At 71.1% G+C, this 26534-nt stretch carries 26 protein-coding genes; 14 read left to right on the top strand and 12 right to left on the bottom strand.

Translation table 11 applies throughout. The features are described 5' to 3' along the window. Positions 1-49: 49 nt before the first annotated feature. Positions 50-1006: a methylmalonyl Co-A mutase-associated GTPase MeaB gene (gene meaB / locus ACSURM_RS12165; protein WP_436955027.1), complete on the top strand. Its 957-nt coding sequence runs from the start codon at positions 50-52 to the stop codon at positions 1004-1006. Positions 1007-1904: 898 nt separating this feature from the next. Here meaB and ACSURM_RS12160 read toward each other — a convergent pair. From ACSURM_RS12160 to ACSURM_RS12145, 4 genes are all read right to left on the bottom strand, one after another. After that, complete coding sequence (locus tag ACSURM_RS12160; RefSeq protein WP_436955026.1) at positions 1905-2381, bottom strand: MarR family winged helix-turn-helix transcriptional regulator; 477 nt, start codon at positions 2379-2381, stop codon at positions 1905-1907. A 91-nt stretch (positions 2382-2472) separates the two neighbouring features. Next, positions 2473-3282, bottom strand: a complete 810-nt coding sequence (locus tag ACSURM_RS12155; protein WP_436955025.1) for an AIM24 family protein — start codon at positions 3280-3282, stop codon at positions 2473-2475. Beyond that, positions 3279-3929: an AIM24 family protein gene (locus ACSURM_RS12150; protein ID WP_436955024.1), complete on the bottom strand. Its 651-nt coding sequence runs from the start codon at positions 3927-3929 to the stop codon at positions 3279-3281. Before ACSURM_RS12150 ends, ACSURM_RS12155 begins: the two co-directional genes overlap by 4 nt. Next, entirely contained in the window at positions 3929-4561 is a 633-nt protein-coding gene (locus tag ACSURM_RS12145) for an AIM24 family protein (RefSeq protein ID WP_436961049.1), read from the bottom strand. The genes ACSURM_RS12150 and ACSURM_RS12145 overlap by 1 nt, the downstream gene beginning before the upstream one ends. A 228-nt stretch (positions 4562-4789) precedes the next feature. Between ACSURM_RS12145 and ACSURM_RS12140 the strand changes: the two genes are divergently transcribed. From ACSURM_RS12140 to ACSURM_RS12105, 8 genes are all read left to right on the top strand, one after another. Beyond that, positions 4790-5134: a DUF3817 domain-containing protein gene (locus ACSURM_RS12140; RefSeq protein ID WP_436955023.1), complete on the top strand. Its 345-nt coding sequence runs from the start codon at positions 4790-4792 to the stop codon at positions 5132-5134. Beyond that, entirely contained in the window at positions 5131-5424 is a 294-nt protein-coding gene (locus ACSURM_RS12135; protein WP_030790126.1) for an MTH1187 family thiamine-binding protein, read from the top strand. The genes ACSURM_RS12140 and ACSURM_RS12135 overlap by 4 nt, the downstream gene beginning before the upstream one ends. A gap of 142 nt (positions 5425-5566) precedes the next feature. After that, positions 5567-6319, top strand: coding sequence for a hypothetical protein (locus tag ACSURM_RS12130; protein WP_436955022.1), 753 nt, complete (start codon positions 5567-5569; stop codon positions 6317-6319). Positions 6320-6480: 161 nt separating this feature from the next. Next, on the top strand, positions 6481-7161 hold the full coding sequence (locus ACSURM_RS12125) for a DUF4166 domain-containing protein (RefSeq protein ID WP_436955021.1): 681 nt from the start codon (positions 6481-6483) through the stop codon (positions 7159-7161). After that, positions 7158-7805 (top strand): TetR/AcrR family transcriptional regulator, encoded by a 648-nt coding sequence (locus ACSURM_RS12120; protein WP_436955020.1) that lies wholly within the window; start codon positions 7158-7160, stop codon positions 7803-7805. Before ACSURM_RS12125 ends, ACSURM_RS12120 begins: the two co-directional genes overlap by 4 nt. Before the next feature lie 550 nt (positions 7806-8355). After that, positions 8356-8865, top strand: a complete 510-nt coding sequence (locus ACSURM_RS12115) for a MarR family winged helix-turn-helix transcriptional regulator (RefSeq protein ID WP_030610206.1) — start codon at positions 8356-8358, stop codon at positions 8863-8865. Between the two features lie 43 nt (positions 8866-8908). Next, positions 8909-9247 (top strand): DUF3817 domain-containing protein, encoded by a 339-nt coding sequence (locus ACSURM_RS12110; protein WP_436955019.1) that lies wholly within the window; start codon positions 8909-8911, stop codon positions 9245-9247. Between the two features lie 74 nt (positions 9248-9321). Then, complete coding sequence (locus tag ACSURM_RS12105) at positions 9322-11022, top strand: acyl-CoA mutase large subunit family protein (protein WP_436955018.1); 1701 nt, start codon at positions 9322-9324, stop codon at positions 11020-11022. A 101-nt stretch (positions 11023-11123) separates the two neighbouring features. Here ACSURM_RS12105 and ACSURM_RS12100 read toward each other — a convergent pair whose 3' ends face one another. Next, positions 11124-11750, bottom strand: a complete 627-nt coding sequence (locus tag ACSURM_RS12100) for a TetR/AcrR family transcriptional regulator (RefSeq protein WP_436955017.1) — start codon at positions 11748-11750, stop codon at positions 11124-11126. A gap of 207 nt (positions 11751-11957) precedes the next feature. Between ACSURM_RS12100 and ACSURM_RS12095 the strand changes: the two genes are divergently transcribed. The 4 genes from ACSURM_RS12095 to ACSURM_RS12080 all read left to right on the top strand — a co-directional run bounded on the left by ACSURM_RS12095 (position 11958) and on the right by ACSURM_RS12080 (position 16364). Beyond that, positions 11958-12929: a tetratricopeptide repeat protein gene (locus tag ACSURM_RS12095; protein WP_436955016.1), complete on the top strand. Its 972-nt coding sequence runs from the start codon at positions 11958-11960 to the stop codon at positions 12927-12929. Positions 12930-13554: 625 nt separating this feature from the next. Next, positions 13555-14211 carry a DUF6230 family protein gene (locus ACSURM_RS12090; RefSeq protein ID WP_436955015.1) on the top strand — a complete coding sequence of 219 codons (657 nt, stop codon included), beginning with the start codon at positions 13555-13557 and terminating at the stop codon, positions 14209-14211. A gap of 112 nt (positions 14212-14323) precedes the next feature. Then, entirely contained in the window at positions 14324-14869 is a 546-nt protein-coding gene (locus ACSURM_RS12085) for a DUF6114 domain-containing protein (RefSeq protein WP_436955014.1), read from the top strand. A 127-nt stretch (positions 14870-14996) separates the two neighbouring features. Beyond that, positions 14997-16364 (top strand): hypothetical protein, encoded by a 1368-nt coding sequence (locus ACSURM_RS12080; protein WP_436955013.1) that lies wholly within the window; start codon positions 14997-14999, stop codon positions 16362-16364. Between the two features lie 90 nt (positions 16365-16454). Here the strand turns inward: ACSURM_RS12080 and pyk are convergent, their stop codons facing one another. The 3 genes from pyk to pta form a co-directional block, all read right to left on the bottom strand. After that, positions 16455-17882 carry a pyruvate kinase gene (pyk, locus tag ACSURM_RS12075; RefSeq protein ID WP_436955012.1) on the bottom strand — a complete coding sequence of 476 codons (1428 nt, stop codon included), beginning with the start codon at positions 17880-17882 and terminating at the stop codon, positions 16455-16457. Positions 17883-17966: 84 nt separating this feature from the next. Then, positions 17967-19178 (bottom strand): acetate kinase, encoded by a 1212-nt coding sequence (locus ACSURM_RS12070; RefSeq protein WP_436955011.1) that lies wholly within the window; start codon positions 19176-19178, stop codon positions 17967-17969. Further along, positions 19175-21277, bottom strand: coding sequence for a phosphate acetyltransferase (gene pta / locus ACSURM_RS12065; RefSeq protein ID WP_436955010.1), 2103 nt, complete (start codon positions 21275-21277; stop codon positions 19175-19177). The genes ACSURM_RS12070 and pta overlap by 4 nt, the downstream gene beginning before the upstream one ends. Positions 21278-21470: 193 nt before the next feature. On the opposite strand from pta, the gene ACSURM_RS12060 reads away from it, so the two are divergent. After that, positions 21471-22496, top strand: a complete 1026-nt coding sequence (locus ACSURM_RS12060; RefSeq protein ID WP_181794792.1) for an ATP-dependent 6-phosphofructokinase — start codon at positions 21471-21473, stop codon at positions 22494-22496. A gap of 36 nt (positions 22497-22532) precedes the next feature. Here ACSURM_RS12060 and ACSURM_RS12055 read toward each other — a convergent pair whose 3' ends face one another. The 4 genes from ACSURM_RS12055 to ACSURM_RS12040 form a co-directional block, all read right to left on the bottom strand. After that, on the bottom strand, positions 22533-23240 hold the full coding sequence (locus ACSURM_RS12055; protein WP_436955009.1) for a helix-turn-helix domain-containing protein: 708 nt from the start codon (positions 23238-23240) through the stop codon (positions 22533-22535). A 127-nt stretch (positions 23241-23367) separates the two neighbouring features. Further along, positions 23368-24300 (bottom strand): carbohydrate ABC transporter permease, encoded by a 933-nt coding sequence (locus ACSURM_RS12050; protein ID WP_436955008.1) that lies wholly within the window; start codon positions 24298-24300, stop codon positions 23368-23370. Next, on the bottom strand, positions 24300-25163 hold the full coding sequence (locus ACSURM_RS12045) for a carbohydrate ABC transporter permease (RefSeq protein WP_436955007.1): 864 nt from the start codon (positions 25161-25163) through the stop codon (positions 24300-24302). The genes ACSURM_RS12050 and ACSURM_RS12045 overlap by 1 nt, the downstream gene beginning before the upstream one ends. Next, positions 25160-26533, bottom strand: coding sequence for an extracellular solute-binding protein (locus ACSURM_RS12040; RefSeq protein ID WP_436955006.1), 1374 nt, complete (start codon positions 26531-26533; stop codon positions 25160-25162). The genes ACSURM_RS12045 and ACSURM_RS12040 overlap by 4 nt, the downstream gene beginning before the upstream one ends. Between the last annotated feature and the right edge of the window lies 1 nt (position 26534).

Genomic DNA, 26534 nt, shown 5'->3' with positions numbered 1-26534 from the left:
ACCCCGTAGGTGTCGATCCCGGTACGTCGGTGAAGTGAACGGAGCTGTGATGCAGGACGTCTCCTCTCTGGTGGCCCAGGCCAGGGAAGGCCGGCCGCGGGCCGTGGCCCGGCTGATCTCCCTGGTGGAGGGGGCGTCACCGCAGCTGAGGGAGGTCATGGCGGCCCTGGCGCCGCTGACCGGCAACGCCTATGTGGTGGGCCTGACCGGCTCGCCCGGCGTCGGCAAGTCGACCTCCACCTCCGCGCTGGTCACCGCCTACCGCAAGCAGGGCAGGAGGGTCGGCGTCCTGGCCGTCGACCCGTCCTCCCCGTTCTCGGGCGGCGCCCTGCTCGGCGACCGGGTCCGGATGTCCGACCACGCCTCCGACCCCGGTGTCTACATCCGCTCCATGGCCACCCGCGGCCACCTCGGCGGGCTGGCCTGGGCCGCCCCGCAGGCCATCCGGGTGCTGGACGCGGCGGGCTGCGACGTGATCCTGGTCGAGACGGTCGGCGTCGGCCAGTCCGAGGTCGAGATCGCCTCCCAGGCCGACACCAGCGTGGTGCTGCTCGCCCCGGGCATGGGCGACGGCATCCAGGCGGCGAAGGCCGGGATCCTGGAGATCGGCGACGTGTACGTGGTCAACAAGGCCGACCGGGACGGCGCCGACGCCACCGCCCGCGAGCTGAACCACATGCTGGGGCTGGGCGAGGCCCGCGGCCCCGGCGACTGGCGCCCGCCCATCGTCAAGACGGTCGCGGCCCGCGCCGAGGGCGTCGACGAGGTGGTGGAGGCCCTGGAGAAGCACCGGGCCTGGATGGAGGAGCGGGGCGTCCTCGCCGAGCGCCGCACGGCCCGCGCGGCCCGCGAGGTGGAGACCATCGCCGTCACCGCGCTGCGGGAACGCATCGGCGACCTGCACGGCGACCGCCGGCTCGGCGCCCTCGCCGAACGCATCGTCGCCGGCGAGCTGGACCCCTACCGCGCCGCGGACGAACTGGTCGCGGAACTGACCCGGGGCTGAACCCGGGCCGGTCCGGTGATCACCCCGCTGCCGTGACCGGCACGCTGTCCTTCGTCCTGGCGTAGAGCCACCCCGGCAACCGGGGCCGCGCAGACGGCCACCGCGCCTCAGGTGCCCCTTCTTGCGCTTCGCCAGAGGAACGTCCCCGTGTCCACGCCCCTGCCGCGGCCCTCGTACGCCACCGTCGCGCGCGTGCCCCGGGCCTGCCGCGCCCGCACGCCGCCCTGACGGGCCGTCCGCCCTGCGCCACGGCGGCCCCGCGGTACCGCCGTCCGTCACCGCCGCCACCGGCTCCCGGGCCGTCTTTGGCGTCGTACCGTCCCTGCGGCGCCACCAGGGTCCTCGCGATGCCGCTGCCTGCCGCCCTGGCCGACCGCCACGGGCCGCTCCGGGTGCCACTGCCCATGTCGCTGCCGTACGGCGCCCGGCCGGCCCTCCTGACCGCGCCGACCCGGCGTCCGCGCGTACCCGAGGCGGTCGCTGCCGGCATGGGCACGGGCACGCGCTCGCGGGCTGCCGCGCGCCACCGCCCGGCCCGGCCATGCGCGCCAGTGGGCCGCGCTGACGCCGGACGGGGGCATGGCGCGGTGTGCCTGGCCGGGCGGGCTCACGCGGGCGGGTGAACGAGAACGCCGTCACCGCCTGACCGCCGAGGGCCACCGGTGCGCCGTGCGCCGTGCGCCGTTCTCCGGCGCCGGTGGTGGCCGCCGCCGTGCGGGCGGCGTGGCCGCGGGCGTTCCGGGCCCGTGCCCGGCGGGTGCCGGTGGCGGTGCCGGACGTGCTCACGGGGGCCGGGGTGAGCGGTGCCGGAAGGACACACATGGGTGCCGGTCAGTGTGCCGGGCGGCTTGCGCGGGCGGCGGTGTGTGGTGTGCCGCCGCCCGCACATGCGGCAGGATCAGGGACGTCCCCGCTGCCCTCGCAGGTGCTCGGCGACCGGCTTGAGCGCCTTGTCCAGTTCCATCAGCGCGTCCGCCGACAGCAGGTCGATGAAGTGCCGGCGCACCGATGCCACGTGGTGCGGGGCGACCTTCCGCATCATCTCCATGCCGTGGTCCGTGAGCACGGCGTACAGACCCCGCCGGTCGGTGTCACAGTTCTCGCGGCGGACCAGGTTGGCGTTCTCCATGCGCGTGATCTGGTGCGAGAGCCGGCTCTTGGACTGAAGGGTCGCGGAGGCCAGGTCGCTCATCCGCATCCGTACGTCCTCCGACTCGGACAGGTTCACCAGGATCTCGTAGTCGTTCATTGTCAGGCCGAACGGCTGCAGATCCTTCTCGAGCTGGTACGTCAACAGCCTGTTGACCTCCAGGTGGGTGCGCCAGGCGCACTGCTCCGCATCGGTCAGCCAGCGCGTGGCCGTCTCGGTCTCCATGAATGAAGTCTACCTAAGAAGTTGAATGGCGAACTAACTTGGGTGGTGTGACGTGCGCACGCGTTCGACGTCACACTCCGCAGACTACCGCTCACAGCCCGAAGCGACGCTGGAGGTCTCCCAGCTGTCCGGGAAGGCGCGGTGGACCCGACGATTGCGGACCGTGCCCGCCCGGTGTCATTCCGCCACCCCCCGGCACCCCGGGCTCCGGCGGAACCGCCCCCGTCGCCGCCTCGGCCATGAGCGTCTCGGTCGACTGCAGCAGGACCGTCCCCGCGCCGACGAACTCGAACTGGTGCTCCTCCCCGGAGACCCCGCCGAGGCCCGTCACCGCACGTAGACCGCCCAGTACACCCGTCAGGTACCCATGGTCGTAGTGATGGCACGGGGACGGGCAGTCGGCCCACCCGACGAGCGCCTGCGGGTCCACCCGGATCGGAGGTTCCACGAACACCACCGGTCCGTTTGATGCGGCTACGAACTTTCCGGTTCCGAGCAGGGTCAGAAAGCCGGGGACGATCGACTGTTTCAGCGCGAGACTTGGCTGAAAAGCGAGCAGATTGCCCGCGCGAATGGTCAAGTTCCCGTCGTCCAGGTCGTAGGAGTTGACGTCGAACGCCCGGTCGGCCAGCAGCATCTTCCCCGAGCCCTCCGCCACGACCCAGTCGCTCGCGTGCAGTGGCGAATGAAACGACGTACGGACAAGCCGGTCGAGTCGCCCATGCCCGATGCCGTTGAACTCGATCGACCCGTAGTAGGCGATCATCTTGCCCTTCTGCAGGAACCACTGCCCGTTCTTCAGCTCCACACAGAAGGTGTACGGGGTGACGTTGTCGTCGGCGGGCAGCGACAGCGGATCGTGCACGACCGGCCCGGCGCCCGGGGTTCCGTAGGTGCTCACAGCTTCTCCTCCGACGCCTGGACGTACACCGTGCCGTCGCCGCTCAGCTCCAGCTGGAACGCCTCGCCGGAGCCGCGGCCCACCATCTCGCGCCAGCCGAGCGCGGTGGACAGCCTGTTGCGGATCTCGCCGTGGTGGGCGACGTACGCCTGCGGGTCGACGTGGACCGGGCGCTGCGGGGTGACCGGGACCTCGAAGACGCCGCCGTGCGCCATCACCGCCACCGAGCCGTGCCCCTGGAGCGTGGTCGTGAACAGCCCCTGCCCGGTGACCTGCCCGCGCACCATGCCCATCACCCCGCCCTGGGCACCCATGAACATCGTGCCCTGCCGCAGGGTGCCCTCGAAGGCGAGCAGCCGGTCGGCCTCCACATAGAGCGTGTCGCCGGAGAGGGTGATCACGTGGACGTGGTGGCCGCCGTGCCCGAAGAACACCGTGCCGCTGCCCTCGACCGTCATCAGCGGGGTCGCCTCGCCGGCCACCCGGCGCCCGATCATGGACATCAGCCCGCCCTGGCCGCCCTGGACGTTGGGCGTGAAGGACACGTCCCCGCGGTAGGCGAGCATCGCGCCGCGCTGGCTGAACAGCCGCTGCCCCGGCGCCACGGTCGCCTCCACCATCTTGGAGTTGATCTCCCGGAAGGTCATCACACGTCCCCCGCGATCGTGGTCCGCTCGCTCGGCTGCACGTACACCAGCCCGTCGCCCTCGAAGCGGATCTGGAAGGCTTCGCCGCCGCCCTCCCCGAGGAGCGTGCGGAACGTCACACCGGACTGGAAGGACTGCCGGACATCACCCTGGTGGGCGACATAGGCGCCCGGGTCGACGGTCAGCGGGTACTGCGGGGTCACCCGGAGGACGACCGCCGGGCCGTCGGAGAGGATCGCCGCCTGCCCGTGCCCCTCCACGGTCGTCGTGAACAGGCCGTTGCCCTGGGAGGCGCCGCGCACCCCGGTGAACGTCGTGCCCGTGCGCAGCCCCGCGTCCGTCACCAGCAGATTGCCCGCCTCGACGTAGAGCTTGTCGCCCTGGAGGGCGACCAGGTTGATCTCGGACGCCCGGTCCGCGAACCAGCACGTCCCATGCCCTTTCACCTCCATCACCGTCATCTGCTCGCCGGTGAGCCGCCGGGTCACCATTCCCCGCAGCCCCTCGCCGCCGCCGCTCAGCTTCTTGAAGGCCATCTGCCCGTCGTACGCGACCATCGAGCCGTTCTTCGCCTTCACGGCATCCCCGGTCATGTCGACGGCGAGCACCTTGCTGCCCTGGAGTCGGAACATCGCCACGCTGCGAAACTAGCGGCGGCACGGGTGGACGGAACAGGGCCCACGGGTGGAAACCCACCCTGAGCCGACCCCTAGGGGCGAGGTTTGCCACAATGGGGGAACGCTTGTGCGTGCGTTCACAAAGCGGCACCGCCGTCGGCTGACGCCGGCACGCACCGGCACGCACAAACCGGCAGTCCGTAACCGGCAGACCGTCGTCGACCCTCCCACCGAAGGTGACCCGTGGACATCAAGACCGCCACCGCCCTCCGCCGCCTCCGCCTGGTCTCGGCCCCGGAGGCCGTGTCCTTCCTGATCCTGCTCGTCTGCTCGGTGCTGAAGCGGACCACGGACTTCGACGCGGTCCCCGTGATGGGAGCGATCCACGGCGTCCTCTTCATCCTGTACGTGATCTTCTGGGCGGACGCCTGGAACCGCACCAAGTGGTCCCTGAAGACGGCCGCCCTCTACTTCGTCCTGTCGGTGCTGCCCACCGGCGGCTTCTTCGCCGAGCGCAAGCTGCGCCGGGAGGCCGAGGACGCCGTCATCGCCGCCCGCGCCCGCCAGGAAGGGGTCGTGAACGCATGATCGTCGCCTTCTCCGTGACGCCCCTCGGCGTCGGTGAGGACGTGGGGGAGTACGTCGCCGACGCCGTGCGCGTGGTCCGCGAGTCGGGCCTGCCCCACCGCACCGACGCCATGTTCACCTCGATCGAGGGCGAGTGGGACGAGGTCATGGACGTCGTCAAGCGCGCCGTCGCCGCCGTGGAGGCCCGCGCCCCGCGCGTGTCGCTCGTCCTCAAGGCCGACATCCGCCCCGGGGTGACCGACGGGCTCACCAGCAAGGTGGAGACCGTCGAGCGGTACCTCGCCCAGTAGCGCGGCCCCTTCCCGAAAACCCCGGTCCTCTGGGCCGGGGTTTTCCCGTCCCCCCTGTTTGAGCGATCGCTCAAAGCGGTGTACGTTCGGCGCCAGATGATTTGAGCGGTCGCTCAAACACGGTGCTCACGTGGGGGAACACATGGGTCTCTACATAGAGACGCACATCCGCGCCGACCTCGACGAACTGTGGGCGCGCACCCAGGACCCCGCCCGGCACCAACGCTGGGACCTGCGCTTCACCGAGATCGCCTACCTCCCGCGCGCGGAAGGCGAACCGCAGCGCTTCCGCTACGCCACGCGCGTGCTGCCGTTCCTCACCGTCTCCGGCACCGGCGTCGCCGCCGGCGAGAAGGAGCGCGCCGACGGCACCCGCACCTCCGCCCTGCGCTTCGCCTCCCCGCACCCCCTCTCCCTCATCGCCGAGGGCAGCGGCTACTGGCGTTACGTGCCCGACGCCCACGGCGTCCGCTTCCTCACCGGCTACGACTACCGCCCACGCTGGGGCCCCGTCGGCGCCGTCGCCGACCGCTTGCTGTTCCGCCCCCTCATGGGCTGGGCGACCGCCTGGTCCTTCGACCGGCTCCGGCTCTGGCTGGAGCGGGGCATCACCCCCGAGCGGGCCCGCCGCAACTGGCTCGCCGAACTCACCGTCCGGGCCCTGGTCCTCGCCCTCTGCCTGACCGTGCTCGGCAACGGCTCGCCCCTCGGCCTGCCCGGCCCCCTCGCCGACGCCACGGCCTACCTGTGCCCGCTGCTGCTCGTACCCGGCGCCTTCCTCGCCCTGTTCAAGGCGCCCCTCGCCGGCACCCCGGCCGCCCGCCGCTGCCGGCGCACGCCGGCCACCCGCACCCGGGCGCCCCGCCTGCTGGAGACGCTGGAGAAACACGGATGACGGGCCTCGGAGAACCGCGACGACGTTCCCCGAGGGCCACGGGGGGCGTTCCCGCAGAACCACCGATGACGCCCCCGGCGAGGCGCCTCCCAGGACAACAGGCACGCACCGACGACACCCCTGGACAGGCACGCACCGACGACGCCCCTAGAGAAGTACCGATGACCTCGATCTTCCGGACCGCGATGGGCCCCGCCTTCGACCGCCTCCACCCCGCCCTGCGCCGCCGCTTCTCCGTCGGCCTGGCCGGCGGAGAGGCGTGCACCGGACGCGGCGTGATGGACCGCATCTGGCACGGACCGGCGTTCGTGAGGCCGTTCCTCGCCCTCGGCGGCACCCGCAACATCCTCGTCCCGCGGGCCGGCCGGAACGTTCCCTTCGTGATCGAGAACGTGCCGTACACCGACGGCTTCGGCCGTGAGACGGTGAGTTTCGTGCGCACTTTCGACCTGCCCGGCCGGCCCCGCCGCTTCGACGCGCAGATGGTCCTCGGCCCCCGAGGCGACCGTGTCGTGGACTACCTAGGCACCCACCAGCACCTCGCCACCGACCTGCGCTTCCACGCCGAACCCGACGGCTCCCTGCTCATCCGCTCCGGGACGCACCGGTTCCGGGAGGGCCCGGTGGACCTCCGCGTCCCCGACCTCGTCGGCGCCACCGCGGAGGTGCGCGAGTCCTACGACGACACCACCGGCCGCTTCCGGATCCGGGTGCGCGTGGTGAACCGGTACTTCGGGCCGCTCTTCGGCTACGAGGGCTCCTTCACGGCCTCGTACACCGACATCCGCGCCCGCGGCGTACGGCCCGGGCTGCGCCCGGTGCGGGAGGAGGCGCGCGCATGAGCCCGGAGACCGCGAGGTCCCAGGAGACCAAGACCAGACTGCTGGAGGGCGCCCTGCGCACCCTCACCGAACAGGGCATCGCCAAGACCTCGGCCCGTACGGTGGCCGCGGCGGCCGGCGTCAACCAGGCGCTGGTCTTCTACCACTTCGGATCCGTGGACGAGCTGCTCGCCGCGGCCTGCCGGTACGGGGCGGAGAAGGCGGTGGCCCGCTACCGGGAGCGGCTCGCCGGGGTCGGCACGCTGTCCGAGCTCCTGACCGTCGGCCGCGAGATCCACGAGGGCGAGCGGGCCGGGGGCCATGTCGCCCTGCTCGGCCAGTTGCTGGCCGGCGCCCCGACCCACCCCGGCCTGGGCCCGGCCACCGCCGCCGGGCTCGACCTGTGGATCACCGAGATCGAGCAGGTCCTGCGCCGCGTCCTGGCGGCGACACCGTTCGGCGAGTTCACCGACCCGGCGGGGCTGGCGCGCGCGGTCGCCGCGTCCTTCGTCGGGATCGAACTGTACGAAGGGGTGGACGAGGCCGGGGCCGGGGCGGCGCTGGACGCGCTGGAGCAGCTGGGAGCCCTGGTCGCCGCGGTGGAGTCCCTGGGCCCGGTCGCCCAGCGCGCCGTACGGCACCAGCTGCGGCGGCGGACCCAGTGACGGGGGGCGTGCGCGGGCGTGCCACGCCGGTTGCCCGCACCCCTTCCGCCCGAGCCGGGCGGGCCGCCGCACTCCCGACGCCATAGCCACCCCCGGCGACGTCCGCTCGTACAGCGCCTGGTGGCCGTAGCGGCGGGAGGCCGGCAGGTCGGCGTCGCATGGGATCGTCAGGTGCGCCGGCACCGAGGACGCGGCGGGGCCCGGCCGGTGGGCGAGGGCGTTGGTGGTCGCCGGTTCCGCCAGGGCCGCGAGGACGGCGGCGCGGTCGCGGCCCGGCGGCCGCGCCAGGAGAAGGCGCTCGGCAGCGGCACCAGGCCCTGCCCGACGCGAGTGCGGGCGTACGCGACGCGCAGCGCGAGTGGCGGCCTCCGGCCGTTCCAGGACAGCCGGGGGTCCAGCTCCGGCAGCGGCCGGTCCGGTGCGGGCAGGGAGCGTGTTCGGCGCCCTGTGCTGCCGCGCGATCGCCCCGCGCGCCCGGGTGGGAACGGCCGGTGACCGAAAGCCGAGACAGAGCTGACCGGCATATGACCGGCCGGTAGGGTCTGATGACGTGCCCAAGCCTCTCAGTCTTCCGTTCGACCCCATCGCCCGCGCCGACGAGCTGTGGAAGCAGCGATGGGGAAACGTGCCCTCCATGGCCGCGATCACCTCCATCATGCGGGCCCAGCAGATCCTGCTCGCGGAGGTCGACGCGGTGGTCAAGCCGTACGGGCTGACGTTCGCCCGCTACGAGGCGCTCGTCCTGCTCACCTTCTCCAAGGCCGGTGAGCTGCCGATGTCCAAGATCGGTGAGCGGTTGATGGTGCATCCCACGTCCGTGACGAACACCGTGGACCGGCTGGTGAAGTCCGGGCTGGTGGCCAAGCGTCCCAACCCCAACGACGGCCGGGGCACCCTCGCCGTCATCACCGACAAGGGCCGCGAGGTGGTCGACGCGGCCACCCGCGACCTGATGGCCATGGACTTCGGACTCGGTGTGTACGACGCGGAGGAGTGCCGCGAGATCTTCGCGATGTTCCGCCCCCTGCGGATCGCGGCACACGACTTCACGGAGGAGTGACCCGGGGCAAGATCTCCCGGAACGGGTGGTTACGCTCGACTCCATGAAAAAAAGCGTGCTGACCCGCTACCGCGTCCTGGCCTACACCACGGGTGTCCTGCTGGTGCTGCTGTGCCTGAGCATGATCGCGAAGTACGGGCTGGACATGGACGGCGCCGCCGACTTCACGCGGGTCGTCGCCATCGCCCACGGCTGGCTGTACGTGGTCTACCTGGTCTTCGCCTTCGACCTGGGCTCCAAGGCGAAGTGGCCGGTCGGCAAGCAGCTGTGGGTGCTGATCGCGGGCACGATTCCCACGGCCGCGTTCTTCGTCGAGCGCAAGATCAGCCGCGAGCTCGAGGCCAAGGCCGCAGGGCAGACTCCGGCCGTCGCCGAGGCGTAGCCACACCGCCGTACGGATGCCGTACGGCGGTCTGCCATCGACATTTACTAGGACGTCCAAGTAAATTCGGAGGTATGGACGCTCACGCCATAGAGGAGGGCCGCCGCCGCTGGCAGGCCCGTTACGACGCCGCGCGCAAGCGGGACGCGGACTTCACGACGCTCTCCGGTGACCCCGTGGAACCGGTGTACGGGCCCCGGCCGGGTGACACGTACGAGGGATTCGAGCGGATCGGCTGGCCCGGGGAGTACCCCTTCACGCGCGGGCTCCATCCGACCGGCTACCGCGGGCGCACCTGGACCATCCGCCAGTTCGCCGGCTTCGGCAACGCCGAGCAGACCAACGAGCGGTACAAGATGATCCTCGCGGCGGGCGGCGGAGGGCTGTCCGTCGCCTTCGACATGCCGACGCTCATGGGGCGCGACTCCGACGACCCGCGCTCGCTCGGCGAGGTCGGGCACTGCGGGGTCGCCATCGACTCGGCCGCCGACATGGAGGTGCTGTTCAAGGACATCCCGCTGGGGGATGTGACGACCTCCATGACCATCAGCGGTCCGGCCGTGCCCGTCTTCTGCATGTACCTGGTCGCCGCCGAGCGCCAGGGCGTCGACCCGCGGGTGCTCAACGGGACGCTGCAGACGGACATCTTCAAGGAGTACATCGCGCAGAAGGAGTGGCTCTTCCAGCCGGAGCCCCATCTGCGGCTGATCGGCGACCTGATGGAGTACTGCGCGGCGGGCATCCCCGCGTACAAGCCGCTGTCGGTCTCCGGCTACCACATCCGGGAGGCCGGGGCCACGGCCGCGCAGGAGCTGGCGTACACCCTGGCCGACGGGTTCGGGTACGTCGAGCTGGGGCTCAGCCGCGGCCTGGACGTGGACGTCTTCGCGCCGGGGCTGTCCTTCTTCTTCGACGCGCACGTGGACTTCTTCGAGGAGATCGCCAAGTTCCGCGCGGCCCGGCGCATCTGGGCGCGGTGGATGCGGGACGTGTACGGGGCGAAGAGCGACAAGGCGCAGTGGCTCCGCTTCCACACCCAGACGGCCGGCGTGTCGCTGACCGCGCAGCAGCCGTACAACAACGTGGTGCGCACGGCCGTGGAGGCGCTGGCCGCCGTGCTCGGCGGGACGAACTCGCTGCACACCAACGCCCTGGACGAGACCCTCGCGCTGCCCAGCGAGCAGGCCGCGGAGATCGCGCTGCGCACCCAGCAGGTGCTGATGGAGGAGACCGGGGTCGCCAATGTGGCCGACCCGCTGGGCGGCTCCTGGTACATCGAGCAGCTGACGGACCGGATCGAGGCGGACGCGGAGAAGGTCTTCGAACAGATCAAGGAGCGGGGCCTGCGGGCTCACCCGGACGGCCGTCACCCGATCGGGCCGATCACCTCCGGGATCCTGCGCGGTATAGAGGACGGCTGGTTCACCGGCGAGATAGCCGAGTCCGCCTTCCGCTACCAGCAGGCGCTGGAGAAGGGCGACAAGAAGGTGGTGGGCGTCAACGTCCACACCGGGTCGGTGACCGGAGACCTGGAGATCCTGCGGGTCAGCCACGAGGTGGAGCGGGAGCAGGTCCGGGCCCTCGCCGGGCGCCGGGCCGCCCGCGACGAGGCGGCCGTGCGGGCCGCCCTCGACGGCATGCTGGCGGCGGCCCGCTCCGGGGCCAACATGATCGAGCCGATGCTGGACGCCGTACGCGCCGAGGCCACCCTGGGCGAGATCTGCGGGGTGCTGCGGGACGAGTGGGGGGTCTACACCGAGCCGGCCGGCTTCTGACCGGACCACGGACGCGCCGCCCGCCGGGGACCGCCCCGGCGGGCGGCGCGCATGCGCGGGGCCCTGTCCCCTGCGCGGGGCCCTGTCCCCGGGGGTCGTCCCTAGGGGGTGCGGGCCGCTCCCGTCAGGCCCAGCAGGAGGACGCGGATGAAGCTGTGGACCCACTCCTCGTCGGCCGGTTTGCCGCTGACCAGGGTGCGGTGGACCACCGCGCCCGCGACCATGTCGAAGATCAGGTCGACCGTGCGGGCGGCCTGCCCGGGGTCCGGCTCCGGGGGCAGTTCGCCGCGCCGCTGGGCGCGGGCGCGGCCCTGGAGGACCAGGCGCATCTGCCGGTCCACGATGGAGGCGCGGATGCGTTCGCGCAGCGCGTCGTCGCGGGTGGACTCGGCGACCACCGCCATCAGCCCGCTGCGGGCCTCCGGGCGCGCGAGGATGGCCGCGAACTGAAGGACCACGCCCTCGATGTCGGCGGCGAGGCTGCCGAGGTCGGGGAGTTCCAGCTCGTCGAAGAGTTCCGCGACGGCGTCCACGACCAGTTCGTTCTTGCCGGCCCAGCGGCGGTACAGGGTCGTCTTGGCAACCCCGGCCCGCACCGCGACGTCTGACAGGGTGAGCTTGGACCAGCCCAGCTCGACCAGAGCTTCCCGGGTCGCGGCCAGGATCGCGGCGTCCGCGGCGGCACTGCGCGGGCGTCCGGTACGGCTGACGGGGGTGCGGCTCTGCATTCCCCGACCATAACCGGCGGGTCCCGGGCGGCCGTGAGGGAGATCACCGGGGTGCGGTGCCACGCGATGCCCTCATGGCATTACGCTACGACTCGTAGCGAAAGCGCGTGAGGGACGTACACGGGCGATTGCCGCAAGGCGCGGGTGGGGACCCGGCGCCGCACAATGCTTTTTCGTTCAGGCGCCGGATCGGGGGAGGATAGACGCATGCAGCCACGGAACATGTCCATGAGCGGTGTCGTCGACCTCGCCGCGGTGAAGGCGGCCCAGGAGGCCAAGGCCAAGGCCGAGCAGGCGCGCGCCGAAGCCGCCCGACAGGGCGGGACGGGGGCCGTCTCCCCGGCAGATCTCGTCATCGACGTCGATGAGGCGGGGTTCGAGCGGGACGTCCTGCAGCGCTCCACCGAAGTCCCCGTCGTCATCGACTTCTGGGCCGAGTGGTGTCAGCCCTGCAAGCAGCTGAGCCCGGTCCTGGAGCGGCTGGCCGTCGAGTACAACGGGCGCTTCCTCCTCGCCAAGATCGACGTCGACGCCAACCAGATGCTGATGCAGCAGTTCGGGGTCCAGGGCATCCCGGCCGTCTTCGCCGTCGTCGCGGGCCAGGCGCTCCCGCTGTTCCAGGGCGCGGCCGGCGAGCAGCAGATCCGGGAGACCCTGGACCAGTTGGTGGCGGTGGCCGAGCAGCGCTTCGGGCTGACCGGTCTGACCGTCGACCCGGAGGCCGAGCCGGGCGGCGCGCCGGCGGCCGCGCCGGCCGAGGGCCCGTACGACGCGGCGCTGAACGCCGCCGCGCAGGCGCTGGACGCGGGCGACCTGGACGGAGCCGTGCGGGCGTACCAGAACGTGCTGGCCGACGACCCGGGCCACCCGGAGGCCAAGCTGGGCCTGGCGCAGGCGGAGTTGCTCCGCCGGGTGCAGGGCATGGACCCGCAGAAGGTGCGTCAGGAAGCCGCCGAGAAGCCCAAGGACGCCGACGCGCAGATCGCCGCCGCCGACCTGGATCTGGTGGGCGGTCACGTCGAGGACGCGTTCGGCCGGCTGATCGACACCGTGCAGCGCACGGCGGGTGACGTCCGGGACGCCGTACGGCGCCGGCTGCTGGAGCTGTTCGAGGTCGTGGGTCCGGAGGACCCGCGGGTCGTGGCGGCTCGCCGGGCCCTCGCGCGCGCCCTTTTCTGAGGGGCGGTACCCGGCCACGGCTTGTGATGCCGTGGTGAAAGATTCTCCGTCAGGGCATCACGGCGGCCGCGCTTTACCAAATCTTGGGAAACGCGGCCGCTGTTACTCCGAGTAAGCCGAGGCCGTTGGTCTGTCTGGATTCGTCCAGGGATCAACGGCTTTGCTCTGCCCAGCGATGCGACCGTATGTCGCGCTCCGAGACCGGTCGGTCGTCCTCCGGTTATCCCGCCGTTACTAGCCAGTAACGAACCCCCTTGTGTCCAGGCCGAGAATGCACCACGATCGGCGACGCTCGGTCCCTTCCCGTACCCCGGCAGCCGGCCGGGTCGCGGGGCAGTCGGGGTCCCCACCGAGCGGGGCCGGCGGCAGTGGCGCCGGGTCCAGGGCAGGGGGGTCTTCGCCACCCCGGCGAAGCCTGTCCAGCAAGGTTGTGCGTGATGTGTGTCAGGCGCGACCCAGTGGTTGTCGCTCGGGGGTGATCGCCGGTGATTCGGGCGCGCGGTGCGCCGCCGAGTGCGGGCGCTCTCCTTTCCGAGGACGTAGCACTTCTCCCATCCCTGCCCGGCTGTGCCGCCGTCCGAGGGCGAGTCCGGGCCAGGAGATGTACGTCCGAGAAGGAGGAAATATGGAGTCCCAAGTGCGTGGCGGGACCAGATGGAAGCGGTTCGCTGTGGTCATGGTGCCCAGCGTGGCCGCTACAGCCGCGATAGGTGTCGCCCTCGCGCAGGGCGCTCTCGCGGCTTCGTTCAGTGTGTCGGGGCAGGAGTTCAAGGTCCGCGCCGGTCTGCTCGAAGGCACGGGCTTCACTCAGTACGGCGCGATCGACACAGGCAAGTCCCTCGATGGCAAGAAGGACGAGGCCCACCCGGTGGCGGTCTCGGCGTTCGAATCGGCCAAGATCACCGACCTTTGCCAGTCCGTGGTCACTCCGATTCCGCTCCTGGGCAAGGATGTCACCCTCAAGCTGACCGCAGGTGACCAGGGCAAGAAGGTCGAGGCGTCGCAGCTCTACATCGACGTCGCCAACCTCGACGCCAAAGATGCCGTGTTCAAGCAGATGGACATCGGCGTCGCGGCCGGCAGCGTGAAGGGCCCCAAGCCCAAGCCCGAGGAGTACGACCAGAAGAAGGCCAGCCCCTTCGGGTTCGCGCAGCAGGCCGACACGGCCACGCTGACCGACGTGAGGCAGACGGCGTGGGCGACCACCGCCGGCACGTTCAGGCTGTCCAACCTGCACATGGGGCTGAGCTGGGGCAGCGGCGCGAAGTACGAGTGCTACTAGGCACACGCTGAGGGGCGGGGGAGCCGCTGGTTTCCCCGTCCTCCCCTCACTCCCGGCCTTCCCAGCCGGTACCACATCACCAGAGCAACGCCGTACCAGGGAGCTGTTGTCCATGAGCGCCGAGACTTCTGCCGCCGTATCCGGTCAGTTCACCCGCCGGAGGCTGCAGTTCCGCGCCTGGCGGGGCCACCGCCCGTTCTGGGCTGGTCTGTACGTCATGCTCGGCGGCTTTCCGATCATGTACTTCCCGTACGCGCACATCAAGTTCGGTCAGCTCACGGTGGCGATGGCGACCACCGCCGGAGCGGGGTCCCTGATCATCGGTGTGCTCCTTGTCGTCCTGGGACTGACCCTGTGGTTCCAGCAGCACGTACGGGTCTTCGCCGGCGTGGCCGCGATCCTGCTGGCGCTGGTGTCCCTCCCGGTCTCCAACTTCGGTGGCTTCATCATCGGCTTCCTGCTGTCGCTGTTGGGCGGCGCCATGGCGGTCGCCTGGGCGCCGGACAAGTCGGCGGGGCGGGCGGCGGCGGCTCCGGCCGACGGCGGCGACGCTCCCGGGGACGCGGGATCCGGGACGGCCCCGGGGGTGCGGGAATCGAACGACCTGTCAGGAACGATCCCGGTCAACGGGGTGAACGGGAGGCACAGTGCCGGCTGACGAGGTGACCCGCGGGAGCGACGTGGACGGGCCCCGCGGGAGATCCGGGCCCCGTCACGCGGCCCCCAGGAAGTCACTGTTCACCAGGTTCCACATGCCGGCCGGCAAGGCCATAGCCTCCGTGGCGATGCCCACGGCCGTGTTCATGGGCATGGGCTTCACGTCCACGCTGGCCCTCGCCGACAACAACGGCAACTCCTCTTCCCCGTCCCCGCACCCGTCCGCGTCCACCTCCGCGTCGGCCAAGGACCTGACGCGCGAGGAGTACGAAGCCTGCGTCAAGGCGCTGGACGAGGACAAGGGGCAGGACCAGGACAAGGACAAGGACCCGTCTCAGTCGCCGTCGCCGTCCGCCTCCGAGAAGGCGTCGGACGCGCCGTCACTGGAGAAAACCACCGCGAGCGGGAAAGCGGGCGAGCGCGAGAAGGCGCAGGACAAGGGCGGTGCCTCTTCGTCGGATTCAGGTTCCGACGACAAGGCCACGCCCGGACCGACCGCGACAGCGACCGCGACCTCGGACTCCGCTTCCGCCGGGCGGGACACAGGCAACTCCGGCTCGTCCGGCACGAGTTCGGACTCCTCCGGGGCGGACTCCGTCGCGGCGGGCTCGGGTTCGGGCTCCGGCACTGACACGGACGCGTCGGCCAGGACCCGGGACGGGAACCTCCTGGACACCATCGGCGACACGATCGGTGACATCCTCTCCGGCGGCCGGGACAAGGACACCGGCACCTCCGAGGACGCTCCGGACCCGGCACCTACGGCGTCCCAGTCGCCGAAGACCGAGGATGCCGGGGACACGGCCGGGGGCACGGCCAAGACGGCCGACGACACCGCCGGCACCGGTATGAAGTCCGGCGGGAAGGACACCACCGAGCCGGCCGGGAAGGACACCACCGGGCCGGCCGGGGAGGCGACCCCCACCCCGTCGACCAGTCCTTCGTCCACCCCTTCGGACGTCCCGTCCTCCAGCCCTTCGGGCACACCGAGCCCCTCCGGGAGCGAATCCGCCGCCCCGGAGGACTGCCCGGTGGCCACGGACGACGAGGGCGGCGTCGACAACACGGTGGCGGTGGCGGACGACCCCTGGTACCTGGACGCCAGCTCCCTGTACCTCAAGGGCGCCGACTACCAGGGCATCGTGGAGGTCAGGAGGGCGAACGGCACCACGAAGAAGGTGCTGAAGTACGTCATCTCCGACGGCACCGAGATCGGTGACCTGCACCAGACGGTCAAGGACAAGCAGGCGGGCAAGACCTACCACGTCCAGGCCGCCAAGGGCTCGACGTCCACCATCACCGGCGGCGACACGGTGATGTACACCGAGAGCATCTCCGGGAACCTGTTCGGGCTGCTCCCGGTGACCTTCAGCCCCGACAGCCCGCCCCCGCTGAACATCCCGCTGATCTACTTCACCCACGTCAAGGTCGTCCAGGCGGCCCAGTTCGGCGGGAACCTGAACATTCCGGGGATGCGGATGTACACGACCGACTGAGCGGTCGCACAAGCCGGTCCGGGAGCCGCACAAGGCCGAGGGCGCCCCCTGTCGCAGGGGGCGCCCTCGGTGTGTCACGGGACCGGCGGGTCAGTTGCTCTGGTCGCCCAGGTGGTGGACGCGGAGCATGTTGGTGGTGCCGGGGACGCCGGGGGGCGAGCCGGCGGTGATGATCACGGTGTCGCCCGCGTCGAACCGGCTCAGCTTGGCGACCTCCTGGTCCACCAGGTCGACCATCTCGTCCGTGGTGTTCACGAACGGCACGACGTGGGACTCGACGCCCCAGCTCAGGGTGAGCTGGTTGCGGGTCGACTCCTCCGTGGTGAAGGCGATGATCGGCTGGGTGGCGCGGTAGCGGGACAGCCGGCGCGCGGTGTCACCGGACTTGGTGAACGCGACCAGGCCCTTGCCGCCGAGGAAGTCGGCGATCTCGCAGGCCGCGCGGGCCACCGAACCGCCCTGGGTGCGCGGCTTCTTGCCCGGCACCAGCGGCTGCAGGCCCTTGGACAGCAGCTCCTGCTCGGCGGCGGTGACGATCTTCGACATGGTCTTGACCGTCTCGACCGGGTACGCGCCCACCGAGGACTCGGCCGACAGCATGACCGCGTCCGCGCCGTCCAGGATCGCGTTGGCCACGTCCGAGGCCTCGGCGCGGGTCGGCCGGGAGTTGGTGATCATCGACTCCATCATCTGGGTCGCGACGATCACCGGCTTGGCGTTGCGCCGGCACAGCTCGATCAGGCGCTTCTGCACCATGGGGACCTTCTCGAGCGGGTACTCGACGGCGAGGTCGCCACGGGCGACCATCACGGCGTCGAACGCCGCGACGACGTCCTCCATGTTCTCCACCGCCTGCGGCTTCTCCACCTTGGCGATGACGGGGACGCGGCGCCCCTCCTCGTCCATGACGCGGTGCACGTCCTGGATGTCCTTGGCGTCCCGGACGAAGGACAGCGCGACCATGTCGCAGCCCATGCGGAGGGCGAAGCGCAGGTCCTCGACGTCCTTCTCGCTCAGCGCGGGGACGTTCACGGCCGCGCCGGGCAGGTTGATGCCCTTGTGGTCGGAGACGACACCGCCCTCGATGACGATCGTCCGCACCCGCGGGCCCTCGACGTCCAGGACCTTCAGCTCGACGTTGCCGTCGTTGATCAGGACCTGGTCGCCGCGCGAGACGTCGCCCGGCAGCCCCTTGTACGTCGTACCGCAGATGTGCTTGTCGCCCGGCACGTCCTCGGTCGTGATGACGAACTCGTCACCGCGCTCCAGCTCGACCGGACCCTCGGCGAAGGTCTCCAGACGGATCTTCGGGCCCTGGAGGTCGGCGAGGACGCCGATGGGGCGGCCGGTCTCCTTGGACGCGGCCCGGACGCGGTCGTACCGCGCCTGGTGCTCGGCGTGGGTGCCGTGGCTGAAGTTGAAGCGGGCTACGTTCATGCCCGCCTCGATCATGGCGACGAGCATCTCGTGGGAGTCGACCGCGGGGCCGAGAGTACAGACGATTTTCGAACGGCGCATGGGGCGATCCTATCGGTTTGTTTCGCTACGGAATATTCCGTCTGGCGGAAGATACAAATGAGTGCCGCACCGCTCAGGTGCTATTCAGTTGTTCTTTCCGACCAGTGCGTAGGTCTGCGTCGCGATCTCCAGTTCTTCATCCGTCGGCACCACGGCGACCGCCACCCGGGCGGACTCCGGCGAAATCAGCCGCGCCCCGCCGCCGCGCACGGCGTTGCGCTCCGGGTCGACCGCCAGGCCCAGGCCCTCCAGGCCCGCGACCGCCGCCTCCCGTACCGGTGCCGCGTTCTCCCCGACCCCGGCCGTGAAGGCCACCGCGTCCACGGTGCCGAGCACCGCGTAATAGGCGCCGATGTACTTCCTGATCCGGTGAATGTAAATGTCGAAGGCGAGCGCGGCCTCTTCGTCGCCCTCGTCGATCCGGCGGCGGATCTCCCGCATGTCGTTGTCCCCGCACAGACCGAACAGGCCGCTCCTCTTGTTGAGAAGAGTGTCGATCTCGTCCATGGACATATCGCCAACCCGGGCCAAATGGAAGATGACGGCCGGATCCAGATCACCGGACCGCGTACCCATCACGAGCCCCTCCAAGGGGGTCAGCCCCATGGAGGTGTCCACGCAGCGGCCCTTCTCCACCGCGGAGGCGGAGGCGCCGTTGCCCAGGTGCAGCACGATCACGTTGACCTCGGACGGGTCCTTGCCCAGCAGCCGCGCGGTCTCGCGGGAGACGTAGGCGTGCGAGGTGCCGTGGAAGCCGTAGCGGCGGATCCGGTGGCGGTCGGCGATCTTCGGGTCGATGGCGTAGCGCGCCGCGGACTCCGGCATCGTCGTGTGGAACGCGGTGTCGAAGACGGCGACCTGGGGCAGGTCCGGGCGCAGCGCCTGGGCGGTGCGGATGCCGGTGAGGTTGGCCGGGTTGTGCAGCGGGGCGACCGGGATCAGCCGCTCGATCTCGGTGAGCACCTCGTCGTCGATGACGGTGGGCTCGGTGAAGAACATCCCGCCGTGCACCACCCGGTGCCCGATGGCGGCCAGTTCGGGGGAGTCCAGGCCGAGGCCGTCGCGGCCCAGCTCCTCGGCGACGGCCTTGAGGGCGGCCTCGTGGTCGGCGATGGGGCCGGTGTGCTCGCGGGTGTCGCCGCCGGCGAGGCAGGTGTGCTCGATCCGGGAGGTCTGCTCGCCGATCCGCTCGACCAGGCCCACCGCGAGGCGGCTGCTGTCCCGCATGTCCAGCAGCTGGTACTTCAGCGACGAGGAGCCGGAGTTGAGGACGAGGACACGGGTGGGGGAGGTCACTGCTGGGACGCCTTCTCGGTGGGGGTGTGGGCGGGGGTCTGGGCCTGGATCGCCGTGATGGCGACCGTGTTGACGATGTCCTGGACGAGGGCGCCGCGGGACAGGTCGTTGACCGGCTTGCGCAGGCCCTGGAGGACCGGGCCGACGGCGATCGCGCCGGCCGAGCGCTGCACGGCCTTGTAGGTGTTGTTGCCTGTGTTGAGGTCCGGGAAGATCAGCACCGTCGCCTGCCCGGCCACGTCCGAGTCGGGCAGCTTGGTCGCCGCGACGGACGGCTCCACGGCCGCGTCGTACTGGATCGGGCCCTCGATCTTCAGGTCCGGCCGGCGCGAGCGGGCCAGCTCGGTGGCCTCGCGCACCTTGTCCACGTCGGCGCCCGAGCCGGAGGTGCCGGTGGAGTACGACAGCATCGCGATCCGCGGCTCCACGCCGAACCGGGCGGCGGTGGCCGCCGACTGGATGGCGATGTCCGCGAGCTGCTCGGCGTTCGGGTCCGGGTTGACCGCGCAGTCGCCGTAGACCAGCACCTTGTCGGCCAGGCACATGAAGAACACCGACGAGACGATGGAGGCGTCTGGCCGGGTCTTGATGATCTCGAAGGCGGGCCGGATGGTGGCGGCCGTGGAGTGCACCGAGCCGGAGACCATGCCGTCGGCCAGGCCCTCCTGGACCATCAGGGTGCCGAAGTAGTTCACGTCGGAGACGACGTCGTAGGCCAGCTCGACCGTGACGCCCTTGTGGGCGCGCAGGGCCGCGTACTTCTCGGCGAAGGCGTCGCGCAGCCCGGAGGTGGCCGGGTCGATCAGCTGGGTGTCGCCGAGGTCGATGCCGAGGTCCGCGGCCTTCTTGCGGATCCGGTCCTCGGGGCCGAGCAGGGTCAGGTCGCACACGCCCCGGCGCAGCAGCACCTCGGCCGCGTGCAGCACCCGCTCCTCGGTGCCCTCCGGGAGCACCACCCGCCGCTTGTCGGAGCGGGCCTGCTCCAGCAGCTTGTGCTCGAACATCATCGGGGTGACCCGGTCGCTGCTCGGCGCCGAGACCCGGCGGGCCAGCTCGGCGGTGTCGACGTGGCGCTCGAACAGGCCGAGGGCGGTCTCCGCCTTGCGCGGGGTGGCCGCGTTCAGCTTGCCCTCCAGCGAGAACAGCTGCTCGGCGGTGGGGAAGCTGTTGCCGGACACCGACAGCACCGGGGTGCCCGGGGCGAGCCGGGCGGCCAGGGTCAGGATCTCGTCGCGCGGCACCTCGTTGAGCGTCAGCAGCACACCGGCGATCGGCGGGGTGCCGGCGCTGTGCGCGGCCAGCGAGCCCACGACCAGGTCGGCCCGGTCGCCCGGGGTGACCACCAGGCAGCCCGGGGTCAGGGCGCCCAGCAGGTTGGGCAGCATGGCGCCGCCGAAGACGAAGTCCAGCGCGTCCCGGGCGAGGCCGGAGTCGTCGCCGAGCAGCACCCTGGCGTTCAGGGTGTGGGCGATCTGGGCGACCGTCGGCGCGGAGAGCGCGGGCTCGTCGGGGACCACGTAGCAGGGCACCGGCAGCCGGTCGGCCAGCCGCCCGGCGATCTTGTCGCGGTCCTCGCGGGCCACCCGGTTGGTGACCATGGCCAGCACGTCGCAGCCGAGCCCGTCGTAGGCGCGGTAGGCGTTGCGGGTCTCGGCCAGCACCGACTCGGCGGTCTGCTTGCGGCCGCCCACCACGGGGATGACCGAGGCGCCGAACTCGTTGGCGAGCCGGGCGTTCAGGGACAGCTCGTCCGGCAGCTGGGTGCCGGCGAAGTCGGTGCCGAGGACCAGGACCACGTCGTAGTCCCGGGCCACCAGGTGGAAGCGGTCGACGAGGGCGGAGACCAGCTCGTCCGTGCCCTGCTCGGCCTGGAGCGCGGACGCCTCCTGGTAGTCCATGCCGTAGACCGTCGCCGGGTCCTGCGCGAGGCGGTACCGGGCCCGCAGCAGCTCGAACAGCCGATCGGGTCCGTCGTGGACGAGTGGACGGAACACGCCCACCCGGTCGACCTGCCGGGTGAGGAGTTCCATGACCCCCAGCTCCACGACCTGGCGGCCGTCACCGCGGTCGATCCCGGTCACGTACACGCTGCGCGTCACGTGTCCACTCCGTTCCTCATGTCGCTTCTGTCGCCTCTTCGGCATAAAAATCGCCCACCAAGGTGAGCCGAACCCTCTTGACAATACCCCTGCTGACGGATAAGGCGCCCGTCAGGACTTCACCGCTCCGGCGGACGTGAAAGAATCGGCACTGGCTCACCGGCACACGACAGCGAGCAGGAGACACAGCACGATGCGCATCGGAGTTCTCACCGCAGGCGGCGACTGCCCCGGCCTGAACGCCGTGATCCGCTCGGTCGTGCACCGGGCGGTCGCCCAGTACGGGGACGAGGTCATCGGCTTCGAGGACGGCTACCGCGGCCTGCTCGACCGCCACTACCGGCCCCTCGACCTGGACGCGGTCAGCGGCATCCTGGCCCGCGGCGGCACCATCCTCGGCTCCTCCCGCCTGGAGCGCGACCGGCTGCGCGAAGCCTGCGAGGGCGCCGCGGACATGGTCGAGGAGTTCGGCATCGACGCGCTGATCCCGATCGGCGGCGAGGGCACCCTCACCGCGGCCCGCATGCTCTCCGACGCGGGTCTGCCGGTCGTCGGCGTACCGAAGACCATCGACAACGACATCTCCTCCACCGACCGCACCTTCGGCTTCGACACGGCCGTGGGCGTGGCCACCGAGGCGATGGACCGTCTGAAGACCACCGCCGAGTCCCACCAGCGGGTGATGGTCGTCGAGGTCATGGGCCGGCACGCCGGCTGGATCGCCCTGGAGTCCGGCATGGCCGCCGGCGCCCACGGCATCTGCCTGCCCGAGCGGCCCTTCGACCCCGCCGACCTGGTCAAGATGGTCGAGGAGCGGTTCGCCCGCGGCAAGAAGTTCGCCGTCATCTGCGTCGCCGAGGGCGCCCACCCCGCCGAGGGCACCATGGACTACGGCAAGGGCGAGATCGACCAGTACGGCCACGAGCGCTTCCAGGGCATCGGCACCGCCCTCGCCTACGAGCTGGAGCGGCGCCTGGGCAAGGAGGCCAAGCCGGTCATTCTCGGCCACGTCCAGCGCGGCGGCGTCCCCACCGCCTACGACCGCGTCCTCGCCACCCGCTTCGGCTGGCACGCCGTCGAGGCCGCGCACCGCGGCGAGTTCGGCAAGATGACCGCGCTGCGCGGCACCGACATCGTGATGGTGCCGCTCGCGGAGGCCGTCACCGAGCTGAAGACGGTGCCGAAGGACCGCATGGACGAGGCCGAGTCGGTCTTCTAGGACCGGTCTTCCGGATCCTCGCGCGGTCGCCGTCCGTCAGGCGGTCCGGTCCGTCACGGACCGCCAGAAGGCCTCCACGACCGTGTCCAGGAACCGCTGTCCCGGTTCGCCGGCGCTCCGGCTGCCGCCGCCCCAGCCGAGGGTGGCGGCCATGTGCCCCTGGTAGTCCTGGTGCAGCTCCCGCAGGACCGGCTCCAGGACGTCCCTGTCCAGGGGGACGAGCTTCAGCAGCGGCCGCACATACGCCTGCCAGCGGGTCGTCACCGCGCTGCGCAGCAGCTCCGCCAGCTTCGCCTCGCGGCCGGTGACGCCGACGAAGTCGGGCAGCGCCAGCCGCAGGATCCGCGCGAGCGCGGCCGACTGGCGTTCGCTGCCCCGCCACACCCCGCTCTCCTCCGCCCTCAGATACGCGCGCAGGTCCATGCCGACGGCGTGGGCGACGTCCTCGGGCGCCACGTTCCGGGCGACGCGGTGCTCGCGCAGGGTCCGCGGCCGGCTGATCAGCTCACCCGGAGAACACCACAACACGCCCGCCAGCGCGGTGAGTTCGGGGTTGCCGGGGGAGAGCGTGCCGCGCTCCCACGCGACTACGAGGTCGGCGGTGACGTACGGCAGCCCGTACGAGACGCGCATTCCGTATGCGACGTGCTCGGGCCCCATGCCGAGCGCGGCGCGGAGCCGGCGGGCGGCCGGGGCGTCGAACGGGGGAGCCGGGGGGTTCGGTCGGGCTGAGGGTGGGCGCACCCCGCACAACGTAGGGGCGCGCGGGAGCCCTGACCACGGTCGGTTCCGCCGAGATCACGGATCGTAGGAACGTACGGGGTGATCACCGGGACCACCCCGGCACCCGGTGTCACCCGGCCGCACGGCATCACCCCTTCACGGCCCCGCCCAGCGCGAACCCGCCGCCCAGCCGCCGGGCCACCAGGACGTACAGCAGGATCACGGGCGTCGAGTAGAGCACGGAGAACGCGGCGAGCTGGCCGTAGGCCACCATGCCCCGGTTGCCGAAGAAGTCGTTGACGCTCACCGAGGCCGGCATCCGGTCCGGGCTGAGCAGCAGCATGAACGGGACGAAGAAGTTCCCCCACATCATCACGAACGAGAACACGGTCACCACGGCCAGCCCCGGCCCCATCAGCGGCAGCACGATCCGGATGAGCGACTGCGCGGCCGAGGCCCCGTCCGTCCAGGCCGCCTCCTCCAGCTCCCTCGGTACGCCGTCCATGAAGTTCTTCATCAGCCAGATGGCGAAGGGGAGTTGGGAGGCGGCGAAGAAGAAGACGGTGCCCTGGAGGGTGTCGATCAGGTTCACCCGGACGAACAGGGCGTACACCGGCACCATGATCGCCGTGATGGGCAGGCTGGTCGCGAACAGGACGGTCAGCAGGAACGGCCGGTTCAGCCGGGAGGAGAACCGGGACAGCGGGTACGCGGCGAGGGCGGCGCAGCCGACGGTCAGCGCCGTGCCGCCCCCGCACAGCAGCAGGCTGTTGAGCAGCGGCGTGTAGGTGATGTCGGGGGTGAGGACCGCGCGGAAGTTGTCCAGGGTGAGCCCGTCCGGGATCCGCACCCGCAGGCCGGCGCCCGGGTCCACGGCGGACAGCAGCACCCAGGCCAGCGGCAGCGCGAAGGCGGCGGCCAGGGCGAGCAGCGCGAGGTCGGCGGCGATCCGCCGGGTGGCGCGCCGACGGGACGGACGACGGGGGGAGACGCGTCTGCGGGTGGTGTGTCCGTGGGAGGCGTGTCCGGGGGAGCCGCGTCTGCGGGAGGCGTGTTGGCGGGAAGCGTGCTGGCGGGGCATCAGACCTCCGTCCGCAGCAGCCGCAGATAGACCACGGAGAACAGGGAGCCGACCAGCAGCAGGAGCAGCGCGACCGCCGTGCCGTACCCGATCATGCTGTTCTGGAACGCCTGCTCGTACATGAACAGCGGCAGGGTCTGGCTGCGGTCGCCGGGCCCGCCCCGCGTCATCACCCAGATCAGCCCGAAGACGGAGAGCGTCTGCAGGGTGTTGAGCATCAGGTTGGTGCCGATGGAGCGGCGGATCATCGGCAGCGTGATGTGCCACAGCCGCCGCCAGCCGCCGGCCCCGTCCACCTCGGCGGCCTCGGTGATCTCGGCGGGGATCTCGTCCAGCGCGGCGGAGTACACCAGCATCGAGAACGCCGTTCCGCGCCAGACGTTGGCGAAGGACACGGCGAGGATGGGCAGCGTGAACAGCCAGTTCTGCCGGGGCAGGTGCAGCCAGTCCAGGACGGCGTTCAGCGTGCCCTCGCGGCGGAAGAACGCGTACAGCAGGAACCCGGCCACCACTTCCGGCAGCACCCACGCGGTGATCACCACCCCGCCGGTGAGGGTGCGGACGGGTTTCGAGGCGCGCTTCATCAGCGCGGCCAGCGCGAGCCCGAGGGTGTTCTGCCCGACGAGCGAGGACAGCACCGTGAACACCAGGGTCAGCCAGACGGCGTTCAGGAACGCGTCGTCCTTCAAGGCCCGGCGGAAGTTGGCGAGGCCGGTGAAGGAGGAGTGGGCCTGGCCGGTGAGCTGGAGGTCGGTGAAGGCGATCCAGACGCAGTAGGCGATCGGCCCGGCGAGGAAGAGCAGCAGCACGGCCAGCGCGGGAACGAGCGGGAGGGCCCGGACGGCCGGGTGCCCGCGCCTCACTTGCGGACCACTCGGCCGCCGGTGACGTCCTCGACGGTGGCGTCGTAGCCGCTCGCCGCCTGAGCCACGGACAGGTCACCGGTCGTGACGCCCTCCATGGCCTCCTGGATCGCGGTCGACACCTTCGGGTAGGCCGGGTACGCGGGCCGGTAGTGCGTGTGGGCCACCAGGCCGGTGAAGAACCGCAGGCCGGGCTGGGCGCCGGTGTAGGCGGGGTCGGCGGCGACGTCCTCGCGTACGGCGATGCCCGAGTTGGCGATGTACCACTTACGGGCGTTGTCCTTCGTCTGGAGCGTCTTGACGAACTCGAAGGCGAGGCCGGGGTTGGCCGCCTTCGCCGGGACGGCCCAGGTCCAGCCGCCGGACATGCTCACCTTGCCGGGCGCCTGGCCGTGCTGGGTGGGCATGGCGGCGAGCCCCAGTTGCCGGGACCAGTCGGGCCAGGGGTGCCCGCTGCCCGGCTGCCAGGTCTGCGGCAGCCAGGAGCCGTCGAGGGCGATGCCGAGCTTGCCCTGGGGGAGGAGTTCGCCGTTGACGGTGGTGTTGAAGTTCGGATCGAGGGCGTCGGAGACGTCGGGGCCGAGCTTCTCCCGGTAGACGGTCTCCACGAACGTCAGCGCGTCCCTGAAGCCCCGGGACCCGACGACCCACTTGCCGGCGGTGTCGTCGTACAGCGGGTCGAAGGAGCCGTCGCCCGTGCCGTACAGGAGCATCTGGAACCCCTGCATCGTGGCCCGTTCGCCCGCCGGTTTGCCGGTGTAGACGTTGAGCGGGACGACGCCGGGGACCTTCCGCTTGATGGTGCGGGCGGCGGACAGGACGTCCTCCCAGTTCCGCGGCTGCCAGTCCGGTGGCAGGCCCGCCTTCCTGAACACCCTTTTGTCGAACCAGAGTCCGCGGGTGTCCGTGCCGTCCGGCACCCCGTACGTCTTCCCGTCCCGGCCCTTCGCCGCCGCCTTCGCACTGCCGATGAACCGCTTCCAGTCCGGCCACTTGGCCAGATAGGCGTCGAGCGGTCTCAAGTACCCGCTGGTGATGTCGGAGTTGATGAGGAAGGTGTCCTCGTAGACCAGGTCGGGGGCGGTGCGCGGGGAGCGCAGCATCTGCTGGAGCTTGGTGTAGTACTCCGCGTCCGGCGCCTTGATCGGCACGAACTCCACCTTCTTGCCGGGGTGTTCGCGCTCGAACTGTCTCTTCACGGCGGCCAGGTAGGTGTCCGCCACCTTGACGGAGTTGTCGGTGGACTGCTTGTACGACACCTTGACCGTGTCCGGGCCGCGGCCGGAACCGCTGCCGCAGGCGGCGAGCGCGGTGACGGAGAGAGCGGCGGAGAGGAGGGCGGAGAGGGCGGCGGTGGGGCGCACGGGCATG

The sequence above is a fragment of the Streptomyces sp. SudanB182_2057 genome, assembly GCF_964272715.1.
Taxonomy (GTDB): Bacteria; Actinomycetota; Actinomycetes; order Streptomycetales; family Streptomycetaceae; genus Streptomyces; species Streptomyces rubradiris.
The sequence above is the reverse complement of the archived record's forward strand: the minus strand, read 5'-3'. Positions and strand labels throughout refer to the sequence as shown.